Source organism: Paenibacillus sp. MER 99-2 (assembly GCF_023714095.1).
In the GTDB taxonomy this organism is placed as follows: Bacteria; Bacillota; Bacilli; order Paenibacillales; family Paenibacillaceae; genus Paenibacillus.
The window spans coordinates 25,508-45,200 of record NZ_JAMAUZ010000002.1; the positions used below are offsets into that span (position 1 = coordinate 25,508).

Sequence of the window (19,693 nt, forward strand, 5' to 3'; positions counted from 1 at the left end):
AAATCAAGGAAATATCTAATGAAGCAACATTGCTTGAGAATCAGATTCGAACAGGGACGTTTGCCAAAGATCAGTGGGTTGCAGGTTATGATGTTCGACATGGAGAGTACGATCCACCGTATTCTTTTATGTACAAGGACGCTAAGATGAGCCTGGAGATGATGGGTTCACCAGGGAATATGTTAGCAGGGTTAAAGAGCGGGTATTTCTTCTCATTCAAGTATAAAAAGGGAAATGTCTATCGTAATGTCGGTGTGGGTGATGAGTTTAGTCAGAAGCAGTTTGCTACATTTATTAAGAGTATAGAAAAAGAAATCAAACCACACATCGATCAATTCGAGAAGCTGGCTAAGCAGCTGTAGACGTTATTCTCTTGTTTAACCTAGCTCCCATGCGATTAATTCATTGGTAAAGAACCAGTGAATTCGTCATACCAATGGGAGGGTGTAAGACCATGAAGGAAACTATGAGAAAAGAACGAGCAACGTTTCTTGAAACCAATCGTCTTGAGTTCGCGACATGGACTGAAGAAGACCGTCCTTTGGCATCTGCGCTTTGGGGTGATCCAGAGGTGATGAAGTGGATGAGCAACAAGGGATTTCTTAACGAAGATGAGGTTGAGGCAAGACTCACGCAAGAAATGAAACGGCAGCAGGAAGAGAATATGCAATACTGGCCGATGTTTGACAAAGAAACGGGTGTATTGGTAGGCTGCTGTGGGCTTCAGCCATATTCATCGGATGAGTTCGTGTATGTATTAGGTGTTCATCTGACACGGGATCATTGGGGGCAAGGTTATGCGACAGAGGCCGCTCAGGCGGTGATCCGATATGCATTTGAAGAGTTAGGTGCTAAGAGGCTCGTGGCAGAACACCATCCAGAGAATCAAGTATGCAAAGAAATGCTGCTTAAGCTTGGTTTCACTTACGATCGGGATGAACTGGTCGAGCAGACAGGGAAGATGCATCCATTATATCTGTTACAGAGTCCATCCCAGAGATAAGATTAATGATTCGTTGGACATAACATTAGGAAGTATAGCGCTCACACAATGGTACTCTCTTGGCAACTCGTAATGAGTTACGTCGAATAGAGTCCAAATTCATCGATTTTTTATTTCATTTTCAGCTTCTATTAAGGTAGCAAGGGTAAGATATTTCTTGTAAACCCCTTCTCGTGTTAGATAGATGTGTGACTGACCCCGCCGGACGCCGGTGGGGTATTTTTTTGTTTGATTTTGAAATAAAACAGAAAAACAAACATAAACAAAGATAAATAAAATAATTAAACGTAAATATGATTGACTTATAAAGATAAACAAAGGTATAATGAATGTGAAAAAAGGAACTTAATAGTACGTGGCAAGCCAAAAAAATGATGTAATCTAAGGAGAGAATGATCATGAACGTGACCCTTACGAATAAAACGAACGAAACGGATCGACCTGCTGGCTGGAATATTCCATTCATCCGTGAGATGGCCGAAATTACACAGCATATGTGGAAAAATGGCTGGGATGAACGCAATGGTGGTAATGTCAGCTATTTGCTGGAGGAAGAAGAGGTTGCTCAGTATATCGATATTCATCAGGTCATCCGTACAATTAAACCCGCATTTGCTGTGCATGAGCTGGCAGGGAAATATTTTATCGTAACGGCTTCGGGTAAATATTTCAAAAATGTGCTTGCTGATCCAGAGAGTAATCTCGGATTACTGCGTGTCTCGCAGGATGGACAGGAATTGGAGGTATTGTGGGGCTTGAAGTCGGGAGCCAACCCGACCAGTGAGCTGCCTACCCACTTCATGAGTCATATCGAACGTTTGAAAATCGACCCGAATCACCGGGTTGTCATGCACAACCATGCGACCAATGTACTGGCGATGACATTCATCCATGAACTGGATGAGGCGAAGTTTACGAAGACGTTATGGCAGATGTGTACGGAATGTGTGGTTGTATTCCCGGACGGTGTAGGCATCATTCCGTGGATGATCCCGGGATCGAATGAGATTGGACGTGAGACGGCTGAGAAAATGAAGGAGTATCACGCAGTGATCTGGCCACAGCATGGTATTTTTGGTACAGGGACAACGATTGATGAAGCCTTCGGACTCATTGAAACGATTGAGAAAGCTGCCCAGGTGTATATGCTGGTTGCTGGTCATGAGATTAAACAACGAATTACGGATGAGCAGCTGACAACCCTCGCTGAAGCTTTCGGCGTGACCCCACGTCCAGGCATCATCGGCACATAATATATGTATTGCTCGTAGAGGAATCTTTTACGAGTGAAAAAGGAAATGGTCTTTGGTTCAATGAACCGAAGTCCGTTTCTTTTTTTTTGGCATCCAAACGTCAATTTAGCTCAAAAAAGTTCAAATAGATCATAAAGAATGGCTTTGTTATTCATTATTGAATTGTAGAATGCATTATCTCACGCTGACGAATTTCGGGTGAAATGACGTATTGTTATTGCGCTCGCGATTTTGCATAATAACAATGCTTCACACATGAAAGACGGAAGGAAGTCATGATCATGATTGGCAAAATGAAGAGGGTCTTAATAGGCAAGCCGATGAAATCGGCGCAACTGGATGGGGAGAAACTGGGGAAATGGAAGGCTCTCGCGATTCTATCCTCGGATGCATTATCGTCTGTAGCCTACGGTACGGAACAGATTTTACTGGTGCTCGTTGCGGCTGGATTTGCCGCTCTGTGGTATTCCGTCCCGATCTCCATCGCTGTGCTTGGCTTACTTGTCATTTTAATATTCTCTTATCGGCAGACGATATTTGCCTATCCTACAGGGGGCGGGGCGTACATTGTAGCGAAGGATAATTTGGGCACAACGCCAAGCCTGATCGCCGGAGGATCATTGCTAGTCGATTATATCCTCACGGTTGCGGTAAGCTCATCTGCAGGAACCGACGCGATTACGTCGGCATTTCCCGCTCTACATGATCACAGCATAGCAATTGCGCTGTTGATGATTGTATTTTTAACCATAATGAATCTAAGAGGAGTCACAGAGTCGGCATCCGTGCTGGCGCTCCCGATATATCTGTTTATCTTCTCCATTGCAATACTTATCATCTCTGGTGGGATCAAGTTCTTCACTGGAGGTATGCATGCAGCAGCACCTGAGTTCGGAACCAGTCTATCACACGTAAGTATATTCTTATTGCTCAAGGCATTCAGCTCAGGTTGTTCTGCACTAACCGGGGTGGAAGCTGTAAGTAATGCCATTCCGAACTTTAAGCAGCCTGCGGAGAAAAATGCAGCAGGAACTTTGCTGCTGATGGGTTGTATTCTTGGCGCAATGTTCATCGGCATTACGTTGCTCGCTTTTGGTTATGGCGTGAAGCCTGATCCTCAGGCAACGGTTATTTCACAGATTGCTGAAGCAACCTTTGGCAGAGGCACGATGTATTTTATTATCCAAGGTGTGACAGCACTCATTCTATTCCTGGCTGCGAATACGGCATATTCGGCTTTCCCGCTGTTGTCGTTCATGATGGCGAAAGACAAATATATGCCGCATATGTTCATGGTGAGGGGAGATCGCTTAGGATTCTCGAACGGTATTATTTTTCTAAGTGTAATGTCTGCATTGCTCGTGGTTGGTTTCAAAGGCAATACGGAAAGTCTCATTCCCCTCTACGCGGTGGGTGTGTTCATTCCATTTACGTTATCCCAACTGGGCATGATGATTCGCTGGATCAAAGTCAAACCATCAGGCTGGCGGACGAAACTACTTGTTAATACGGTAGGTATGCTGACGACCTTGTCGATCACCTTAATCTTTATTTTCACCAAGTTCACGCAGACATGGGTTATCTTTATTTTCCTACCACTCGTCGTTTATGGCTTCATGCGCATTCACCGTCACTATTGCAACATTGCTGATGAACTGCGGATTGACATCCAATTAGAGAAACCGATTCGAAAAGGAAATACGATTGTGATTCCAGTGGCTGGTATTACAAGGGTAGTGATGAATACGATCAGTTATGCCCAGACGATGTCGGATAACGTTGTTGCGCTATACATTGGTTTCGATGATGAGGCAATTCACAAGATGGAGAAAAAGTGGGAAGAATGGAACCCCGGTGTGCGCCTTGTGGTGGTGAAATCCAGATACCGTAGCATTATGGGGCCTTTGAAAAAATTCATCGATACCGTAGAGTGGAAAACATCCGAGACGGATCACATTACCATTCTTATCCCGCAATTCATCACCAAGCATTGGTGGCAAAATGTACTGCATAATCAAACGAGCTTCATGATTCGAACCTACTTGATTAATTACAAGGACGTTATTGTAACAACTGTTCCTTACCATCTTAATCGATAGACGTATGACAAGAGAGGTAGAGATCTATACGTGCAGTGGAAGCTTTACTCCGTTGTTAGAAGTTCTAATATCCTTACGAAGCAATAACCAGAGTGCATTTGTAAATTGTTATTTTCCAGTTTTGTGTTAAATGAGTGATGATCCAGGAAATGAAATGTTCATTTCGCTTTTACAAAGACAGCCGCATGAAACTTCCCGAATGAAGGGAGGACATGCGGTTTTTTTGTCATTTTATCCATTAATATGGAAGCTGTTTCAAGATGATCCGTTTGGTAAACCCCCTTGTCCACGATTAACATTACGTTAATTCAGAATGGATTCTGCAATGATGTTGAACTTATAGACTGATTAAGGTGGTTATGACGCTTGAGTCATGACCGAATGAGCTAATCAAGGGGGAAGAAAATCCGATGAGTGAGCTTGATAACCGGATCGGCTTGCCTGCTACCAGTCGGCGTATATCGAAGACAAGTGAGCGCCGTACGGCTTCGCTCCGAGTAGGGCGGATGCGGGAGAATATGCTGGCCTATGGTTTCCTGGCACCATCGCTGCTTTTGTTCGCAGTGTTCCTGTTTTATCCAATGTTTAAGTCTGTGTACCTCAGTCTGCATTCAACTGATCCTACGGGACAGATTGCTGCCTATGTAGGACTGGACAACTTTAAGGCGGTTTTCCAATCCGGGCTGTTTCTTCAAGGCATGAAAGTGACGTTGCTATTTGTTTTGTTCACGGTGCCAACGGGCATCCTGACCGCTCTCATTCTGGCTGCGCTAACCCATAACAAATTTAAGGGAATGCGTGTTTTTCAGTTTGTGTTTTCTCTACCCGTTGTATTATCTGTAGGTTCGTCCGCAGTCATCTGGAAGTTTTTGTTCCACCCGACGCTGGGCATGCTGAATTATTTATTAGGAAAAGTCGGCGTTGATCCGATTCCTTGGCTAACCAGTCCGGATTGGGCACTAATCTCCATTTCGATCATGACCATCTGGATGAATCTTGGATTCAATTACATTATTTTGTCCAGTGGATTGCAAGGCATCCCGGATGAGATCTATGAGAGTGCGAAAATGGATGGAGCAGGACCACTGCTTACGTTTCACAAAATCTCAATGCCGTTGCTGTCACCTACGCTGTTTTTTGTCAGCGTGGTTTCCATCATTGGTGCGTTCCAGTCGTTTGGTCAGATCAACATTCTAACCCGTGGGGGGCCGATGGACAGTACAAATGTATTCGTCTACTCGATCTATCAGGAAGCCTTTGTTAATTTCCGTTTCGGAACAGGTAGTGCGCAGGCACTGATTCTGTTCGCGGTCATTATGCTTCTAACCCTAATTCAGTTCAAATGGGTAGAAAGGAAAGTACATTATCAATGAGAACTCCATGGATGAACACCTTATTGTATGTGCTTCTCACGATCTGTGCGGCACTGGTACTGTATCCGGTCATGTATACCTTCTTCATGGCTGTGATGACGCCCGAGGATGCAAGTGCCTATCCGCCGCATATCATTCCGCAGTCGATTGACCTGTCCAACTTCTCCGAAGTATTCGATATCGTGCCTATTGGTACGTTTATCTGGAATACTTTCCTGGTTGCGGGACTGACCATGCTGGGGCAATTGATTACGGCGAGTATGGCTGCATACGCTTTTGCCAAAATGCAGTTTAAAGGAAAAAACGTCATCTTCAGTATGTTTGTCGCGACGATGATGATCCCTTGGGAAGTCACGATGATTCCAAACTATCTAACGGTTCGTAGTTGGGGCTGGCTTGATACGTATCAGGGCTTAACGGTTCCGTTCCTGGCTACGGCGTTTGGTACCTTCCTGCTAAGACAGTTCTTTATGCAACTCCCCAAAGAGCTGTTTGAGGCAGCAAAAATTGATGGCTGTGGACACATTCGATATTTTGTATCGCATGTACTACCGCTGTCTCGCCCAGCGCTTGGAACACTAGCGATCTACTCGTTCCTCAGTATGTACAATTCGTATCTGTGGCCGTTGCTTGTAACGAACACCCCAGAGATGAGAACAGTACAGATCGGGATTTCGATGCTGGAGTTCCAGGAATCCACTGCATGGAATCTGGTATTTGCCGGCACGGCGATGGTCATTCTACCATCTTTGTTGCTGCTGGTGTTTGGGTTGAAACAGCTTGTCCGCGGAATGGCGGCTGGCGCATTGAAGGGTTAGTTCAATCAGAGCTTTACCACCATTGAAAAAGATTCTTGCATTCCAATGCTACGAGCGAGTAAACCAGGCTCAATCTTAAAATCAATTTATGAGTAATTGCGAAGGTAATGGAAGGAACGAAATCGATTCTGAAGAAGCAGCGCGTTTGCGTTTATCACCGGATTTTCCCATTTAGAGAATGGGGAGAAAAAATCTGGGGATAACAGCAATCGGAAGAACGATTCGTTACTGGAATGGCCACTTCGCATAACTCCAATGAACTGATTTTTGAAATGAGCCCTAAAAAAGGAGAGAGATCATGGTAAAGGGATTTGGTTTGAAAAAAAGAGGAACGTTCGCTTTAATGTTGGCAGCACTCATGTTAGTTATCTCCGCATGTGGTACCAAAGCAGACACAAGCAGCACGCCAGCGGCTGGTGGACAAGCGGATGCCGCTGCAGCTACGACTGAGCCGGTTCATTTGAATTGGTGGCACTCCATGTCCGGTGCAGGGGAGAAAGCGATCAATCAACTTGCATCCGACTTCAACGCTAGTCACCCTGACATTCAGGTAAAAGCGATCTATCAAGGTAAATATGATGAGAGCTTGAATAAGCTGAAAGCATCGATGGGATCAGATAGCGGCCCTGACATCATCCAGGTTTATGAGATTGGTAGTAAGTTCATGATTGACTCTGGCATGATTACGCCAGTACAGCAATTTATTGATAAAGATAATTTTGATCTTTCTCAATTGGAGCCAAACATCATTCGCTATTACACCATTGACGGTAAATTGAACGCGATGCCTTTTAATACTTCGAACCCAATTCTTTACTATAACAAAGACATGTTCAAAGCAGCGGGCTTGGATCCAGAGAACCCACCAAAGACATATGAAGAGTTCGAACAAGCAGCTAAAGCACTGGGCAAAGACGGTAAACCAGGCGCTTCCATGGCGATCTATGGCTGGTTCATGGAGCAATTCTTCGCTAACCAGAATGCAGATTATGTAAACAATGGTAACGGTAGAGACAGCGCAGCTACTGAATCTCTGCTGAACTCCGAAGCTGGTGTGAAGACATTATCGTGGTGGAAAAAGATGATCGACGAGAAAACAGTATCTAACCTCGGACGTAGCACAGATGATACAACAGCAGCATTCACAGCACAACAAATTGGTATGACACTGGATTCTACGGCTGGATTGCGTAAAATCGTAGAAGGTTCTGGCGGTAAGTTTGAGCTTGGAACAGGATTCTTGCCTCGCCCAGCAGATGCAAAAGATGGCGGCGTTGTCGTTGGTGGTGCAAGCTTGTACATCATGAATAACAAATCCGATGCACAGCAACAAGCAGCGTGGGAATTCATCAAGTATTTGGCGACACCAGAAGTACAAGCGAACTGGAGTGTTGCGACAGGATACTTCCCAATTACGACAGCAGCTTACGATCAGCAAGTATTAAAGGATAATATGGCGAAGTACCCGCAATTCCAGACAGCAGTCGACCAATTGCACGCTTCCGTTGATTCGACAGCAACTTCTGGCGCAGTTATGGGTGTATTCCCAGAAGCAAGACAAATTGTCGAAGGAGCAATCGAGACGGTTCTGAATGGACAAGGTGAACCTCAAGAAGCTCTGGATGCAGCTGCGAAGCAAATTACAGATAAGATCGCACAGTATAACAGCACAGTGAAGAAATAATGTTAGATTAATCTCATAACTACAACTCAGATGCGGCGGTCGAACATGATCGTCGCATCTCTGTGTTCAAACTGAAAATATCATGTGGGCCTTAAGTCGGATGAAATAAAGATAAACCAAGGATAATTATTGGAAAGACGGTATCGTAAAATGTCGAAAAGATAATAGCTATGCACTGGTTTTGTTAACTTTTCTGACGTTAATTAGTCATATATGCATAAGTGTATAATGCGAAAAGCTAAAAAAGTCACGAATTTGGACAGAAAACTGCCTGAATTGAAGTTTTTATTTAACATAAATTTTATTTTTGTGAAGTCTATGTTCTATTTTCTATCATTTTATAAAAATAATGTTTACATGTAATCCGGGTTCAGTTATCTTATATTTGAACTAATGTACAAGCTGTCTGAACAAATGATTGTCAAAACGAAGATACGGGGGTAGGTAAAGGATGTATAGTAAACAAATGAAGAGTTGGCTCAGGTTATTCTTAGCCATGGTTTTATTGGTTACAGGTACCATACCAATCGGTGTATTCAACAGTAAAGTCGCCGCAGCAGATGAGCCATTGACGGTTGGACAAGCACTCGCTCTTCCTTCAGATGATAGGCCTGCTACAATTGAAGGCTATGTTGTAGGGACCTATAGTAGCGGTTCAAAAGTAAATGTGAATCCGCCCTTTGTAGACACAAATTTTGCAATTGCTGAAAGCCCGACAGAAACAGACATTAATAAAATGATGCCTGTGCTGGTACCCACATCTGCTCCTCGCACCATTTTTGGTCTTAATAGTAATCCTCCTTTGTATCAATCAAAAGTACGCATTACAAACGGCACTTTATCTCAATATTTTTCTACTAAAGGTTTACGTACTGGTACATCGTCAACCTTCCAACTTATCGATGAAACACCTGAAACAGAAGTGGCCAATGTCACTGCTAATCCATCCTCCGGAGAAGTTCCGACGGGCACACAGATCACTTTGGCAACAACTACAGTTGGTGCCACCATTTACTATAAGCTGAATAATGAAGTTGAGTTTCTCCCCTACACTAACCCCATCATAATAAATGACACTACACACATTGAAGCCTATGCACATAAAGAAGGATTACTAGATAGCGCCATCACTCTGCTAAATTACACGATTGTTGACAACACTCCGATTCCAATCGTTGAAGCCAGAAACAAGTCTGAGAATTCTTCGGTTACTGTTCAAGGTATTGTTACGTACCGAGAAGAGTCCGGAGGCATGGCAAACCTCTATATTCAGGATTCAAATGCAGGAATCGTAATACGAGGAACAGATTCTACAGTTGAACTAGGTGATCGGATTGAAGCATATGGCTCACTCACCGTATATAATGGCTTACTTCAGGTAGAAAAAGATAAAGCCGGATTCCCTGGCGGTTATATCAAAATCGTGGATAAGGCTCAAGAAATACCAGAGCCAATCTTACTTACATCTAAAGATTTTGCACCTGCTGCTGGTGGAGGGAAAGGCGCAGGAAGCATATACGAGGGTATGCTTGTCGAAGTGAATGCGGTCACTGTGACAAGAAGCAGCAGCTCCACGTTTTTTGCGACAGATGACGATGGTGGAGAAATTACGATTTATGCGAAAAACAGTCCTACTGCTCTAGCCGCAGGCAAAACATACGAAAAAGTGACAGGAGTCATGACGTACCACACTAGTTATGGGCTTGAACTTATTCCGCGTACCGCAGCAGATGTTGTCGAGAATCTGCTTTCTGTGACAACCAACGTACCTTCAGGTGGAATTGTCAAAGGCTCGACCGTGACATTATCTTCTCCGATGGCAGGGGCAGAAATATATTACACAGTAGATGAGAGCGAACCAACTACGTCATCCGTTTTATATAGTCAACCTATCACAATCAATGAGGATTCCATTATCAAAGCAATTGCTGTATTCAATGGAAGAGAGAGTGATGTATTTAGTTTTACTTATAAGGTTCTTCAGCAACTGGATAACCTTAGAATTCATGATATTCAAGGGGCATCACATGCATCCTTATACGATGGGTTGGCTGTACAGAATGTCGAAGGTATCGTAACCCATGTAGTCAATGGAAGTTCATTCTACATGCAGGAGATCCCTGAGATGGAAGATGATAATGAGGATACATCTGAGGGGATTTTGATATATAAACCGACACATGGTATGAATGTAGGCAATAAAGTTATGGTATCTGGACAGGTGAAAGAGTATGCAACATCAGCGACAGAACTGGCAACAACTGAGATTGTAGCTACAACAATTACAGTTGAGGATACAGAGCAGCAGCTACCTGAACCAGTTCTTCTGGGAAGTAAAGGACGAATCATTCCTAAGGTGATTGATTCTGATCAGTTTGGCGAGTTCAATCCCGATATGGATGCAATTGACTTTTATGAAAGTTTGGAAGGAATGAGAATACAGATCGATGAGGCAACCATTATTGGACCATATTCCAGTGAACCGGGTCTAGCTGTTGTTATAGATAATGATCCGAACAATCCGCTTCGTACACCTGCTGGTGGTGTCATCTTGACCGGAGACGGTGCAGAAGCGTTTGAAAGTTCACTTAATCCACAGCGATTATTTATTAATAAAAAACCCCCACACGCGGTTAAAACTGGAGATAAGCTCACTGATTCAGTTAGAGGAGTCATGACTTATTCCAATGGTAATTTTAAGATCCTCCCTGAGGGGAATCTTCCAGCTATTACTTCAGGTGCGTTAGAACAAGCAATAACGAAGATTGAACAGACGAATAATAAGCTGACAATCGCAACCTTCAACGTTGAAAACTTCAGCCAGAAGGATGCAGCAAGAGCTATGAAAATCGGTGGTATTATCGTCAATAACCTGAAAAATCCGGATATTATCGGCATTATGGAGGTACAGGATAATGATGGTGCTACGGACAGTGGAACAACAGCTGCGGATGCGAGCTTCCAGACCTTAATTAACGCAATTGCTTCAAATCATGGGCCGACCTATAAATATACGGATATTGCTCCGGAAAATAACAAGGACGGCGGGGCGCCAGGTGCCAATATTCGTGTAGGCTTCTTATACAACGAATCGCGTGTTTCGTTGAAGGAAGGAATTAAAGGAAGTGCAACAACATCCATGCAGGTAGGTGTTGACGGTAGTCTATCCAATAATCCCGGCCGAATCGCGCCTAATGATGAAGCATTTGCTAGTTCTCGCAAACCGCTTGCTGCGGAATTTGAATTTAACGGTGAGCGTGTAGTTGTGATCGCCAACCATTTTAATTCCAAAGGTGGAGACTTGAAGCCTTTTGGAAGTATACAGCCTGCGACAAGAAGTAGCGAAGTTCAGCGCGCGAAGCAAGCGACGCTCGTAAATGGATTTGTGAAAGAGTTATTGAACAAAGATCCTGACGTTAATGTCGCGGTTCTCGGTGATTTCAATGACTTCCAGTTCTCCAAAACACTGAACATTCTCGAAGGAGATGAACTGGACAATCTGGTGAACGATCTACCGGAAAATGAGCGCTATTCCTATATTTACGATGGAAACTCTCAGACACTGGATCACATTCTGGTGAGCAAAAATGTGTCTGATACGGCAGTCATCGAAGTTGTGCATGTGAATGCCGATTTCGAAACAGCAGATGGACGGGTGAGTGACCATGATCCATTGCTGGCTCAATTAAGCATCGGCGATGCTGCGGAAGAAGGCGACTTCAATCTACGTGTATTGCACACTAATGATACACATGCACATTTAGATAATATCCCTCGCCGTGTAACGGCGATAAAGGAAGCACGCAACGATAATACACTGGTGCTGGATGCAGGAGATGTATTCTCAGGTACGCTATACTTCAATCTATTTAATGGTCTGGCGGATCTGGAGTTTATGAATATGATTGGATACGATGCGATGACCTTTGGTAACCATGAGTTTGATAAAGGTACAGGTGTGCTGAAAGATTTCATTGAACAAGCTGAGTTCCCATTCGTGAGTGCTAACATTAACTTTGGGAAAGATGCGAATCTGAGTGGCCTGTATAATGAAAGCATTGGCAAACCGGGGGAGGACGCCCAAATCTATCCGGCTATTATTACAGAGGTAAATGGTGAACAGGTCGGGATTTTTGGTCTGACTACAGCGGATACGGTATCTCTATCCTCACCTGGAGATGAGCTGAAGTTTGAGGATTACCGAGCGAGTGCCCAAGCCACGGTGGACATGCTGCAACAGGAAGGCATTAACAAAATTATCGCCCTGACACACTTGGGTTACTCCGAGGATCTGAAGCTGGCTGAAACAGTAAAAGGCATTGACATTGTAGTAGGCGGTCATTCACATACAATTCTGAAAGAACCGATTGTTGTGGGAAGCGAGGATGAACCTACACTGGTTGTGCAGACTGGGGAGTATGACGTTTCTCTTGGAAAGTTGGATGTTACGTTTAATGAAGAGGGCGTATTGAAGAAATGGAATGGTAAATTGCTGAGTCTTGATGCAAAGGACGCCGCGGGTAACTATATCTACGAGGATGACTCTGTTGCCAAAGCGAAGCTTGCTGAATACGCACCGCAACTGGAAAAATTCAAGAAAACCGTGATCGGCAAAACCAATGTATTTCTGGATGGAGAGCGCAACAGTGTGCGTAAGCAGGAAACGAACCTGGGGAATCTCATGACAGATGGCATGCTGGAAAAAGTGAAATCGATCGTGAAAGAAAATGATGTCAAAGGGTATGTAGCGATCCAAAATAGCGGCGGTATCCGTGCTTCCTTCAAGGAAGGCGACATTACGCTAGGTGATCTGCTCACGGTAATGCCGTTCGGGAATAATCTGTCCGCGCTGAAAATGACAGGTAAGGAAATTACCGCTGCGCTGGAGAACGGAGTAAGTGGAGTAGAAACGGGAGAAGGACGCTTCCCGCAAGTATCTGGAATGCGATTCTATTATGACTCCACCAAACCAAATGAGAAGATTGATTCTGTCACGAACCAAGTAACACAAGTAGGCAAACGAATTATCAAAGTTCAAATTAAGAATGCAAACGGAACGTATACGGATATTGATCCGAATGGATATTATATCGTAGCTACGAACTCCTTCATGGCCAACGGTGGAGACTTCTACCGTGCAATGAGAGCTGCTAAGGACGATAATCGATTCTACGAATTGAATCTGGTTGATTATGAAATTTTCAATGAACACCTTGATCGAGTAGGTCTGGTAAATCAAGCCACAGAGGGACGTAGTACTGACCTAAAAGGTGGCTCATTGCCAGGGGAAGGAAGTAACCCTGGTAATGGTGGTGGCAATAATGGAAGTAATCCCGGAAGTGGTAACGGGGGTGGAGGTGGTGTAACGACACCAGCACCAACGACACCAACCCCGGCACCAAGCAATCCAACACCATCACCAACGCCTACACCAGTTCCAACGAACCCAACACAGCCAACAACTCCACCTTCAGGTTCGAATGGTTCTACAACGCCAAATGTAGTTTTGGGGGATGTGGCGAGTCACTGGGCAGGTGCTGCCATTCAGCAGGCCATTTCCCGGGGAATTGTGAATGGATATCAGGATGGAAACTTCCGCCCGAATGCTCCAGCTACACGCGCTGAATTTATTGTTATGTTGGCACGAGCATTTGAACTTCCGGTCAGCAACAAAGCGTTGACGTTTAAGGATGCTGCTGGGATACCTGCTTGGGCACAATCTTTTATCTTTCAGGCTGTGGATCAAGGAATTATTAGCGGTTATACCGACGATACATTCCGCTCATCAGGCAAAGTATCGCGTGTAGAGATGACGGTAATGCTGGTTAGAGCTCTTGGGCTTCCGGTAGAATCCAATCCTACACTGAGTTTTGCGGATGCAGATCAGGTACCTGCTTGGGCAGCTCCTTATATCGCTGCAGCCTATGAAGCGGGTCTCGTAAAAGGAACAGGCAAGAACAAGTTTAACCCATTAGCTGAAGCTACTCGGGCTGAAGTGGTGACATTGCTAATGTCAGCAAGTGAGCTTCAATTACAGCCATAAGGTCTGGTATTCGATAGTTACAGAGCAACAGTATATGTGATAGAAAAGTAGCTTGCAGGAATTCATCTTGCGAGCTGCTTTTTTGTGCAAAATAAACCATATGATATATGTGTTGGGGAGTAGTGGATCAGTGTAACGAAAAAGATTGACACCCTAGCGGATCCTATCATATAATCAGCACGATAAATTGATAATGATTATCATTAATGATTAGGGGAGAAAACACAGATGAAAAAGAGAATGATCCTGCCGTTGATTGTGATCATGTTGTTCGCAATCATCGCCAGCGCCTGCGGTAACGATGCTACAAACAATGCAACCAATAACAGCAATCAGGAGACTGCTGCTGATACGACAAGTTCAGGTGCTGCTCAGGAAGAGACAAAGGGCACAATTACTTATCAGTCCGAAACTGGCCCAGTAGAGATTCCGGCCAAGCCCGAGAGAATCGTTGCTCTGTCTAATGGCCCCAATATCCTTTCTATGGATGTAACACCAGTGGGTGTGGACGAATGGACTGCGGCAAATCCGCTGTTCAAGGATAAATTAAAAGATGTTGCGATCGTAACGGATTCAGATCCAGAGAGCATCGCGGCATTGAACCCGGATCTGATCATTGCGGGTTCTACCTCGAAGAATCTGGAGCAACTGGCTAAGATCGCACCTACTATTGTATATACGTGGGGCAAACTGGACTACTTGAACCAACAGTTGGAGATCGGTAAAGTGCTGAATAAAGAAGCGGAAGCACAAGCATGGATCGATGATTTCACGAAAAGAGCCGGGGATATCGGCAATGAGATCAAAGCAAAATATGGGGATAACGTGACGGTATCCACGATTGAAATATTTGAAAAAGAAGTGTTTGTCATGGGGGATCATTGGGCACGGGGAACCGAAGCGTTATATCAAGCGATGAAGCTGAACATGCCGGAACAAGTGAAGAATGATACACTACAAGAAGGCTATCACTCCTTATCCCTTGAGGTTCTTCCTGAATACATGGGTGATTTTGTTGTGGTCAGCAGAGACATGACTCGGGATAACGAAATTATGAAATCTACCATTTGGAGCAATATCCCTGCTGTTCAGAATAAACACGTCATTGAATTGGAAACCAAAGCTGTTACGTATAGTGATCCAACTACACTAGAGTATGTATTGAATATTTTCCAAGAAGTATTTCTTGGCGAAACGAAGTAACGAGAAGGGCTTATGAGTTCTTTTACAAGTGCAACGATTTAAAAAGGAACATATACACACACGCACAAGTCTGGGTATCTCGTTTCATTAACTGTCAACAACAAAACAACCTTCTCGATGATCGAGAAGGTTGTTTTCGTTTAATATGAGCAGCGTAACACGTTCACTTTTTTGCCAAATTCAGGTTTATACAACTTGAATTGGGTTAATTATCTTTTAAATCTTCAACCGAATTGATATCCATGTAAGTTGGAACGACAAGTCCTTGTTTCACGCCAGTCATGCTCACAGCGATATCGTCGATTTTGTCTCCGTACGAATCCCAATAGTCGCCGTGAGTGAGTGGCAACCAAACAGCTGGAGAAGCATCGATATCTCCTGCTGCCAAGCCTGCCCACATTGGACCTGCTTCAACTTGCAGTGCTTGCACGTTGTAACCTAGATCTGTCTCAAGGACATATTTCAGTAGATTCGTACTTGCAATCTCAGAGTCCCATGCAACATAACCTAGACGTAGCGTATCACCCTTAACAGGTGTAAGTCCTTTAATCCATTCCTCAATTTGGTCTGGATGTTTCTCAGCATAAGTCTTGGCAGCTTCTTCAGGGGAAATGCCTTTTTGAATGTCTACCATGATTTCACTCATTTCGTCGGCAGTCCAATTAAAGCGAGAGAAGAATTCATAAGCCACAGGATGATCTTCTTTTATTCCCTTACGACCAACAGTGTGAACTTCCTCTGCGTCCCCGAAGATTTTGTCGGGATCATCCAGATACTTGAGATCATACTGATTGAACATCCAGTGAGGTGTCCAACCAGTAACGATGATCGGTTCTTGATTTTTGTAAGCTTTGTCTAGAGATGCAGTCATCGCTGCGCCAGAGCCTTCAACTAGATTCCAGTTCGTTAAACCATAATTCTCAATGGCATTTGCTGTAGCTTTCATCAGACCTGCACCTGGGTCAATCCCAACGATTTGGTGATTAACCTCGTTGCCTACATTCGTACTTGCTGTTGGAGCAGCAGTAGAAGCAGCAGCGCCTGTTTCCAGATCTTCAATGGAATTAACATCTGTCATATAACCTGGAACCACAAGACCTGTACGTACACCCGTCATGTTAGCACCAAGATCGTCAACCTGATCTTTGTACCGATCCCAGTAGTCAGCATGTGTTAGTGGCAACCATGCTGCCGGAGAGGCATCTACGTCACCAGAAGCAACACCTGTCCACATTGGACCTGCTTCAACTTGAAGGGCATTAACCTTGTAGCCAAGTTTTGTTTCCATCACATATTTCAGAAGGTTTGTACTTGCGATTTCGGAATCCCAAGCAACATAGCTAAGTTTAAAGGTATCGCCATTTACCGGTGTCAGACCTTTAGTCCATTCGTCGATCTGATCGGCATGTTTCTCAGCATAATCTTTAGCTGCATCTTCTGGCGATGTACCATCCTGGATGGCAATCATTATTTCACCCATATCATCGGATGTCCACTTGAAGCGGGACAAGAACTCATAAGCGACAGGGTGATCTTCTTTTAGGCCTTTACGAGCGATGGTATGAATTTCTTCAGCATCCCCGAAGGATTTTTTTGGATCTTCCAGATATTTAAGATCATATTTGTTGAACATCCAGTGCGGAGTCCAGCCTGTAATGATAATCGGTTCTTCATTTTTGATGGCTTTATCCAGCGTAGCAGTCATTGCTGCACCAGAGCCTTCGATGAGCGTCCAATCTGTCAGATTGTAATCCTCAATCGCTTTTGCAGTTGATTTCATGATACCAGCACCTGGATCGATACCGATAATTTGATAGTTCACTTCATCACCTACAGCATTAGCTGCTGCGTTGTTTCCGCCAGCGGAAGTTGTACCGCCTACGAAATACTGGGAGAAGCCTGCGAGGAGCACAACGAGTGTCGCTACAGAAGTAATCCATGCTTTTTGTTTCGATGTAACGCGTGACGTCTTCTTGCGACCTGGCATGAATAGATTTTGTGTGAATCGGTCAAGCACAATGGCAAGCACGACAACAGCGAGACCTGCTTCAAAACCTTTACCAATTTGCAGCTGCGTAACGGCACGATATACTTCGGCACCAATACCTTGCGCACCAATCATGGACGCGATAACGACCATAGAGAGGGACAACATGATGGTTTGGTTAATACCGGACATTACTGTAGGTAAAGCCAGCGGAAGCTGTACTTTAAACAATTTCTGTGCAGCAGTTGAACCAAATGCATCAGCTGCTTCCACCAGTTCGCCAGATACCTGCTTGATTCCGAGGTGAGTCAAACGAATTGTTGGCGGAATTGCAAAAATGACAGATGCAATAACACCTGGTACAACACCCAGGCTAAAGAAAGTAACCGCAGGCAGCAAGTAGACAAATGCAGGCATCGTCTGCATGAAGTCAAGCAGTGGTGTAACAATTCTTGCTGCTGTCTTGCTGTATGCCAGCCAGATACCAATTGGCACACCAAGTAGGATGGAGATTAACCCGGAAGTAATAACGAGACCGAGTGTATCCATTGATTGAGACCAGTACCCGAGGTTATCTACGAGTAGGAATCCGATCACTGTAAATAGGGTCAGTGGGAGTCGTCCCACAATAAATGCAAGAACACCTAATATCGCAATGAACAGGAGTGGGTGGGGCAGCATAAACAATCCTGAGAAATATCCGACCACGCTCTCAATAACAACAGAAATAACTTTAAACAATCCGGAGAGCGAGGAGCTCATCCAGTCAACGATGGATTCAATCCACGATGCTAGTGGTATTTTGGGAATCATTCACGAGTTCCTCCTTTACTGCAACTTCACCGCTAAGAGCACCCAGCAGGGCACCGCGGACGATAACACCTTGCAGACGGCCATTCTCACCAACAACGGCAAGAGGCACATGGGCAGAACTTGTAATTTCAAACAACTCATGAATCAACGTTTCAGGTGGAACGGTTGGTCCATCCGTAATAAGGATGTCGTTCAATGTCTTGCTCTCACGCATTGCACGAGAAGCATCTTCAGCCGTAATGACACCTAGCAATTTCTTCGAACGGTCAATGACAAACAGGTTGGAAATACCACGTTCGCGCATTAATTCGAGGGCAACACGAGGACCACGGTCTAACGTAATCGTTTCTGGGCGACGCATTACGTGAGAAGCGGTAAGGACTTTGGACAAGTCCACGTCTTCGACGAAGCGGGCCACATAGGAGTTGGCCGGTTGAATCATGATTTCTTCCGGTGTACCGATCTGCACGACGGCTCCATCTTTCATAAGAGCAATACGATCGCCGATGCGCAGCGCTTCGTCCAAGTCATGGGTAATGAAAATAATCGTCTTTTTCATTTTATCCTGAAGCTCAATCAGTTCATCCTGCATATCACGGCGAATCAGTGGATCGAGGGCGCTGAAGGCTTCATCCATCAACAGCACTTCTGGATCATTGGCAAGCGCACGGGCAAGACCTACACGCTGCTGCATACCACCACTGAGCTCATCCGGCATTTTGTCTTCCCAGCCTTTTAGGCCAACTAGCTCAAGCGACGTTTTTGCTTTTTCACGTCGAACTTCTTTGTCCACTTTTTGGACTTCAAGTCCATACTCCACATTATCGAGAACGGTACGGTGCGGGAACAACGCAAATTTTTGAAAAACCATGCTGATTGTTTTCCGGCGTACTTCGCGCAATTGTTCTTTGTTCATCTTACGTAAATCTTTGCCATGAACGAGAATTTCTCCAGATGTTGGTTCGATTAATCGATTAAACATACGAACCAGTGTGGATTTACCACTACCGGATAATCCCATGATAACGAAAATCTCGCCTTCTTTGATCTCCATGTTGACCCGATTGACACCAACCGTTATCTGTTTTTCTTTGGCCAACTTTTCTTTACCCCAACCTTGCTCTAACAATTGTAATCCTTGCTCGGTTTGGGGGCCAAACAGTTTACTTACATTCTTCACTTCTAGTATGGTCATGTTTTCACCCCTTCTGATGTGTTGTGCACTTCGAACGGCTTACAGCATCCACAAGCCCATACACTTGTGCGCCCAGCCACGAAATCCGGTAATCGTTGCTTCGCTTCCCGTCTTTCTGGGTAACGTTTTGTATTCTAACAATACTTAACCAGTATATCAACCGAATAAACAGTACATAATGTTTGTACAGTAAAAACTGTACAAAGTTTTCCTCCCATATAC

General features: G+C 44.4%; 11 protein-coding genes. 9 read left to right on the forward strand and 2 right to left on the reverse strand.

Going from position 1 to position 19,693, the window contains the following annotated elements; all coding sequences use genetic code 11:
* The first annotated feature begins 29 nt into the window (after window positions 1–29).
* The 9 genes from M3636_RS10910 to M3636_RS10950 all read left to right on the forward strand — a co-directional run bounded on the left by M3636_RS10910 (window position 30) and on the right by M3636_RS10950 (window position 15,476).
* Window positions 30–362, forward strand: a complete 333-nt coding sequence (locus tag M3636_RS10910; RefSeq protein WP_251382542.1) for a hypothetical protein — start codon at window positions 30–32, stop codon at window positions 360–362.
* Window positions 363–454: 92 nt separating this feature from the next.
* Window positions 455–1,003: a GNAT family N-acetyltransferase gene (locus tag M3636_RS10915; protein ID WP_251382543.1), complete on the forward strand. Its 549-nt coding sequence runs from the start codon at window positions 455–457 to the stop codon at window positions 1,001–1,003.
* Window positions 1,004–1,401: 398 nt separating this feature from the next.
* Complete coding sequence (gene rhaD / locus M3636_RS10920; protein WP_251382544.1) at window positions 1,402–2,256, forward strand: rhamnulose-1-phosphate aldolase; 855 nt, start codon at window positions 1,402–1,404, stop codon at window positions 2,254–2,256.
* Between the two features lie 281 nt (window positions 2,257–2,537).
* Complete coding sequence (locus M3636_RS10925) at window positions 2,538–4,355, forward strand: APC family permease (protein ID WP_128100737.1); 1,818 nt, start codon at window positions 2,538–2,540, stop codon at window positions 4,353–4,355.
* A 410-nt stretch (window positions 4,356–4,765) separates the two neighbouring features.
* Window positions 4,766–5,728: a carbohydrate ABC transporter permease gene (locus tag M3636_RS10930; protein ID WP_251382545.1), complete on the forward strand. Its 963-nt coding sequence runs from the start codon at window positions 4,766–4,768 to the stop codon at window positions 5,726–5,728.
* Window positions 5,725–6,546: a carbohydrate ABC transporter permease gene (locus M3636_RS10935; RefSeq protein ID WP_483311515.1), complete on the forward strand. Its 822-nt coding sequence runs from the start codon at window positions 5,725–5,727 to the stop codon at window positions 6,544–6,546. The genes M3636_RS10930 and M3636_RS10935 overlap by 4 nt, the downstream gene beginning before the upstream one ends.
* A 298-nt stretch (window positions 6,547–6,844) precedes the next feature.
* Complete coding sequence (locus tag M3636_RS10940) at window positions 6,845–8,230, forward strand: ABC transporter substrate-binding protein (protein WP_251382547.1); 1,386 nt, start codon at window positions 6,845–6,847, stop codon at window positions 8,228–8,230.
* Between the two features lie 451 nt (window positions 8,231–8,681).
* The gene (locus M3636_RS10945; RefSeq protein WP_251382548.1) at window positions 8,682–14,273 is read left to right on the forward strand and encodes a 5'-nucleotidase C-terminal domain-containing protein; all 5,592 of its coding nucleotides are present in this window, start codon (window positions 8,682–8,684) and stop codon (window positions 14,271–14,273) included.
* A gap of 228 nt (window positions 14,274–14,501) precedes the next feature.
* Window positions 14,502–15,476: an ABC transporter substrate-binding protein gene (locus tag M3636_RS10950; protein WP_251382549.1), complete on the forward strand. Its 975-nt coding sequence runs from the start codon at window positions 14,502–14,504 to the stop codon at window positions 15,474–15,476.
* A gap of 205 nt (window positions 15,477–15,681) precedes the next feature.
* Here the strand turns inward: M3636_RS10950 and M3636_RS10955 are convergent, their stop codons facing one another.
* Window positions 15,682–18,276, reverse strand: coding sequence for a glycine betaine ABC transporter substrate-binding protein (locus M3636_RS10955; RefSeq protein WP_251382550.1), 2,595 nt, complete (start codon window positions 18,274–18,276; stop codon window positions 15,682–15,684).
* Window positions 18,242–19,471 carry a quaternary amine ABC transporter ATP-binding protein gene (locus M3636_RS10960; RefSeq protein WP_128100744.1) on the reverse strand — a complete coding sequence of 410 codons (1,230 nt, stop codon included), beginning with the start codon at window positions 19,469–19,471 and terminating at the stop codon, window positions 18,242–18,244. The genes M3636_RS10955 and M3636_RS10960 overlap by 35 nt, the downstream gene beginning before the upstream one ends.
* Window positions 19,472–19,693: the final 222 nt, after the last annotated feature.

Excerpts from the sequence above, each read along its gene's own strand:
- M3636_RS10925 (WP_128100737.1), top strand. The coding sequence starts at position 2,538 with ATGATTGGCAAAATGAAGAGGGTCTTAATAGGCAAGCCGATGAAATCG.
- M3636_RS10955 (WP_251382550.1), bottom strand. The coding sequence starts at position 18,276 with ATGATTCCCAAAATACCACTAGCATCGTGGATTGAATCCATCGTTGAC.
- M3636_RS10945 (WP_251382548.1), top strand. The coding sequence starts at position 8,682 with ATGTATAGTAAACAAATGAAGAGTTGGCTCAGGTTATTCTTAGCCATG.
- M3636_RS10960 (WP_128100744.1), bottom strand. The coding sequence starts at position 19,471 with ATGACCATACTAGAAGTGAAGAATGTAAGTAAACTGTTTGGCCCCCAA.
- M3636_RS10950 (WP_251382549.1), top strand. The coding sequence starts at position 14,502 with ATGAAAAAGAGAATGATCCTGCCGTTGATTGTGATCATGTTGTTCGCA.
- M3636_RS10940 (WP_251382547.1), top strand. The coding sequence starts at position 6,845 with ATGGTAAAGGGATTTGGTTTGAAAAAAAGAGGAACGTTCGCTTTAATG.
- M3636_RS10915 (WP_251382543.1), top strand. The coding sequence starts at position 455 with ATGAAGGAAACTATGAGAAAAGAACGAGCAACGTTTCTTGAAACCAAT.
- M3636_RS10930 (WP_251382545.1), top strand. The coding sequence starts at position 4,766 with ATGAGTGAGCTTGATAACCGGATCGGCTTGCCTGCTACCAGTCGGCGT.
- rhaD (WP_251382544.1), top strand. The coding sequence starts at position 1,402 with ATGAACGTGACCCTTACGAATAAAACGAACGAAACGGATCGACCTGCT.
- M3636_RS10935 (WP_483311515.1), top strand. The coding sequence starts at position 5,725 with ATGAGAACTCCATGGATGAACACCTTATTGTATGTGCTTCTCACGATC.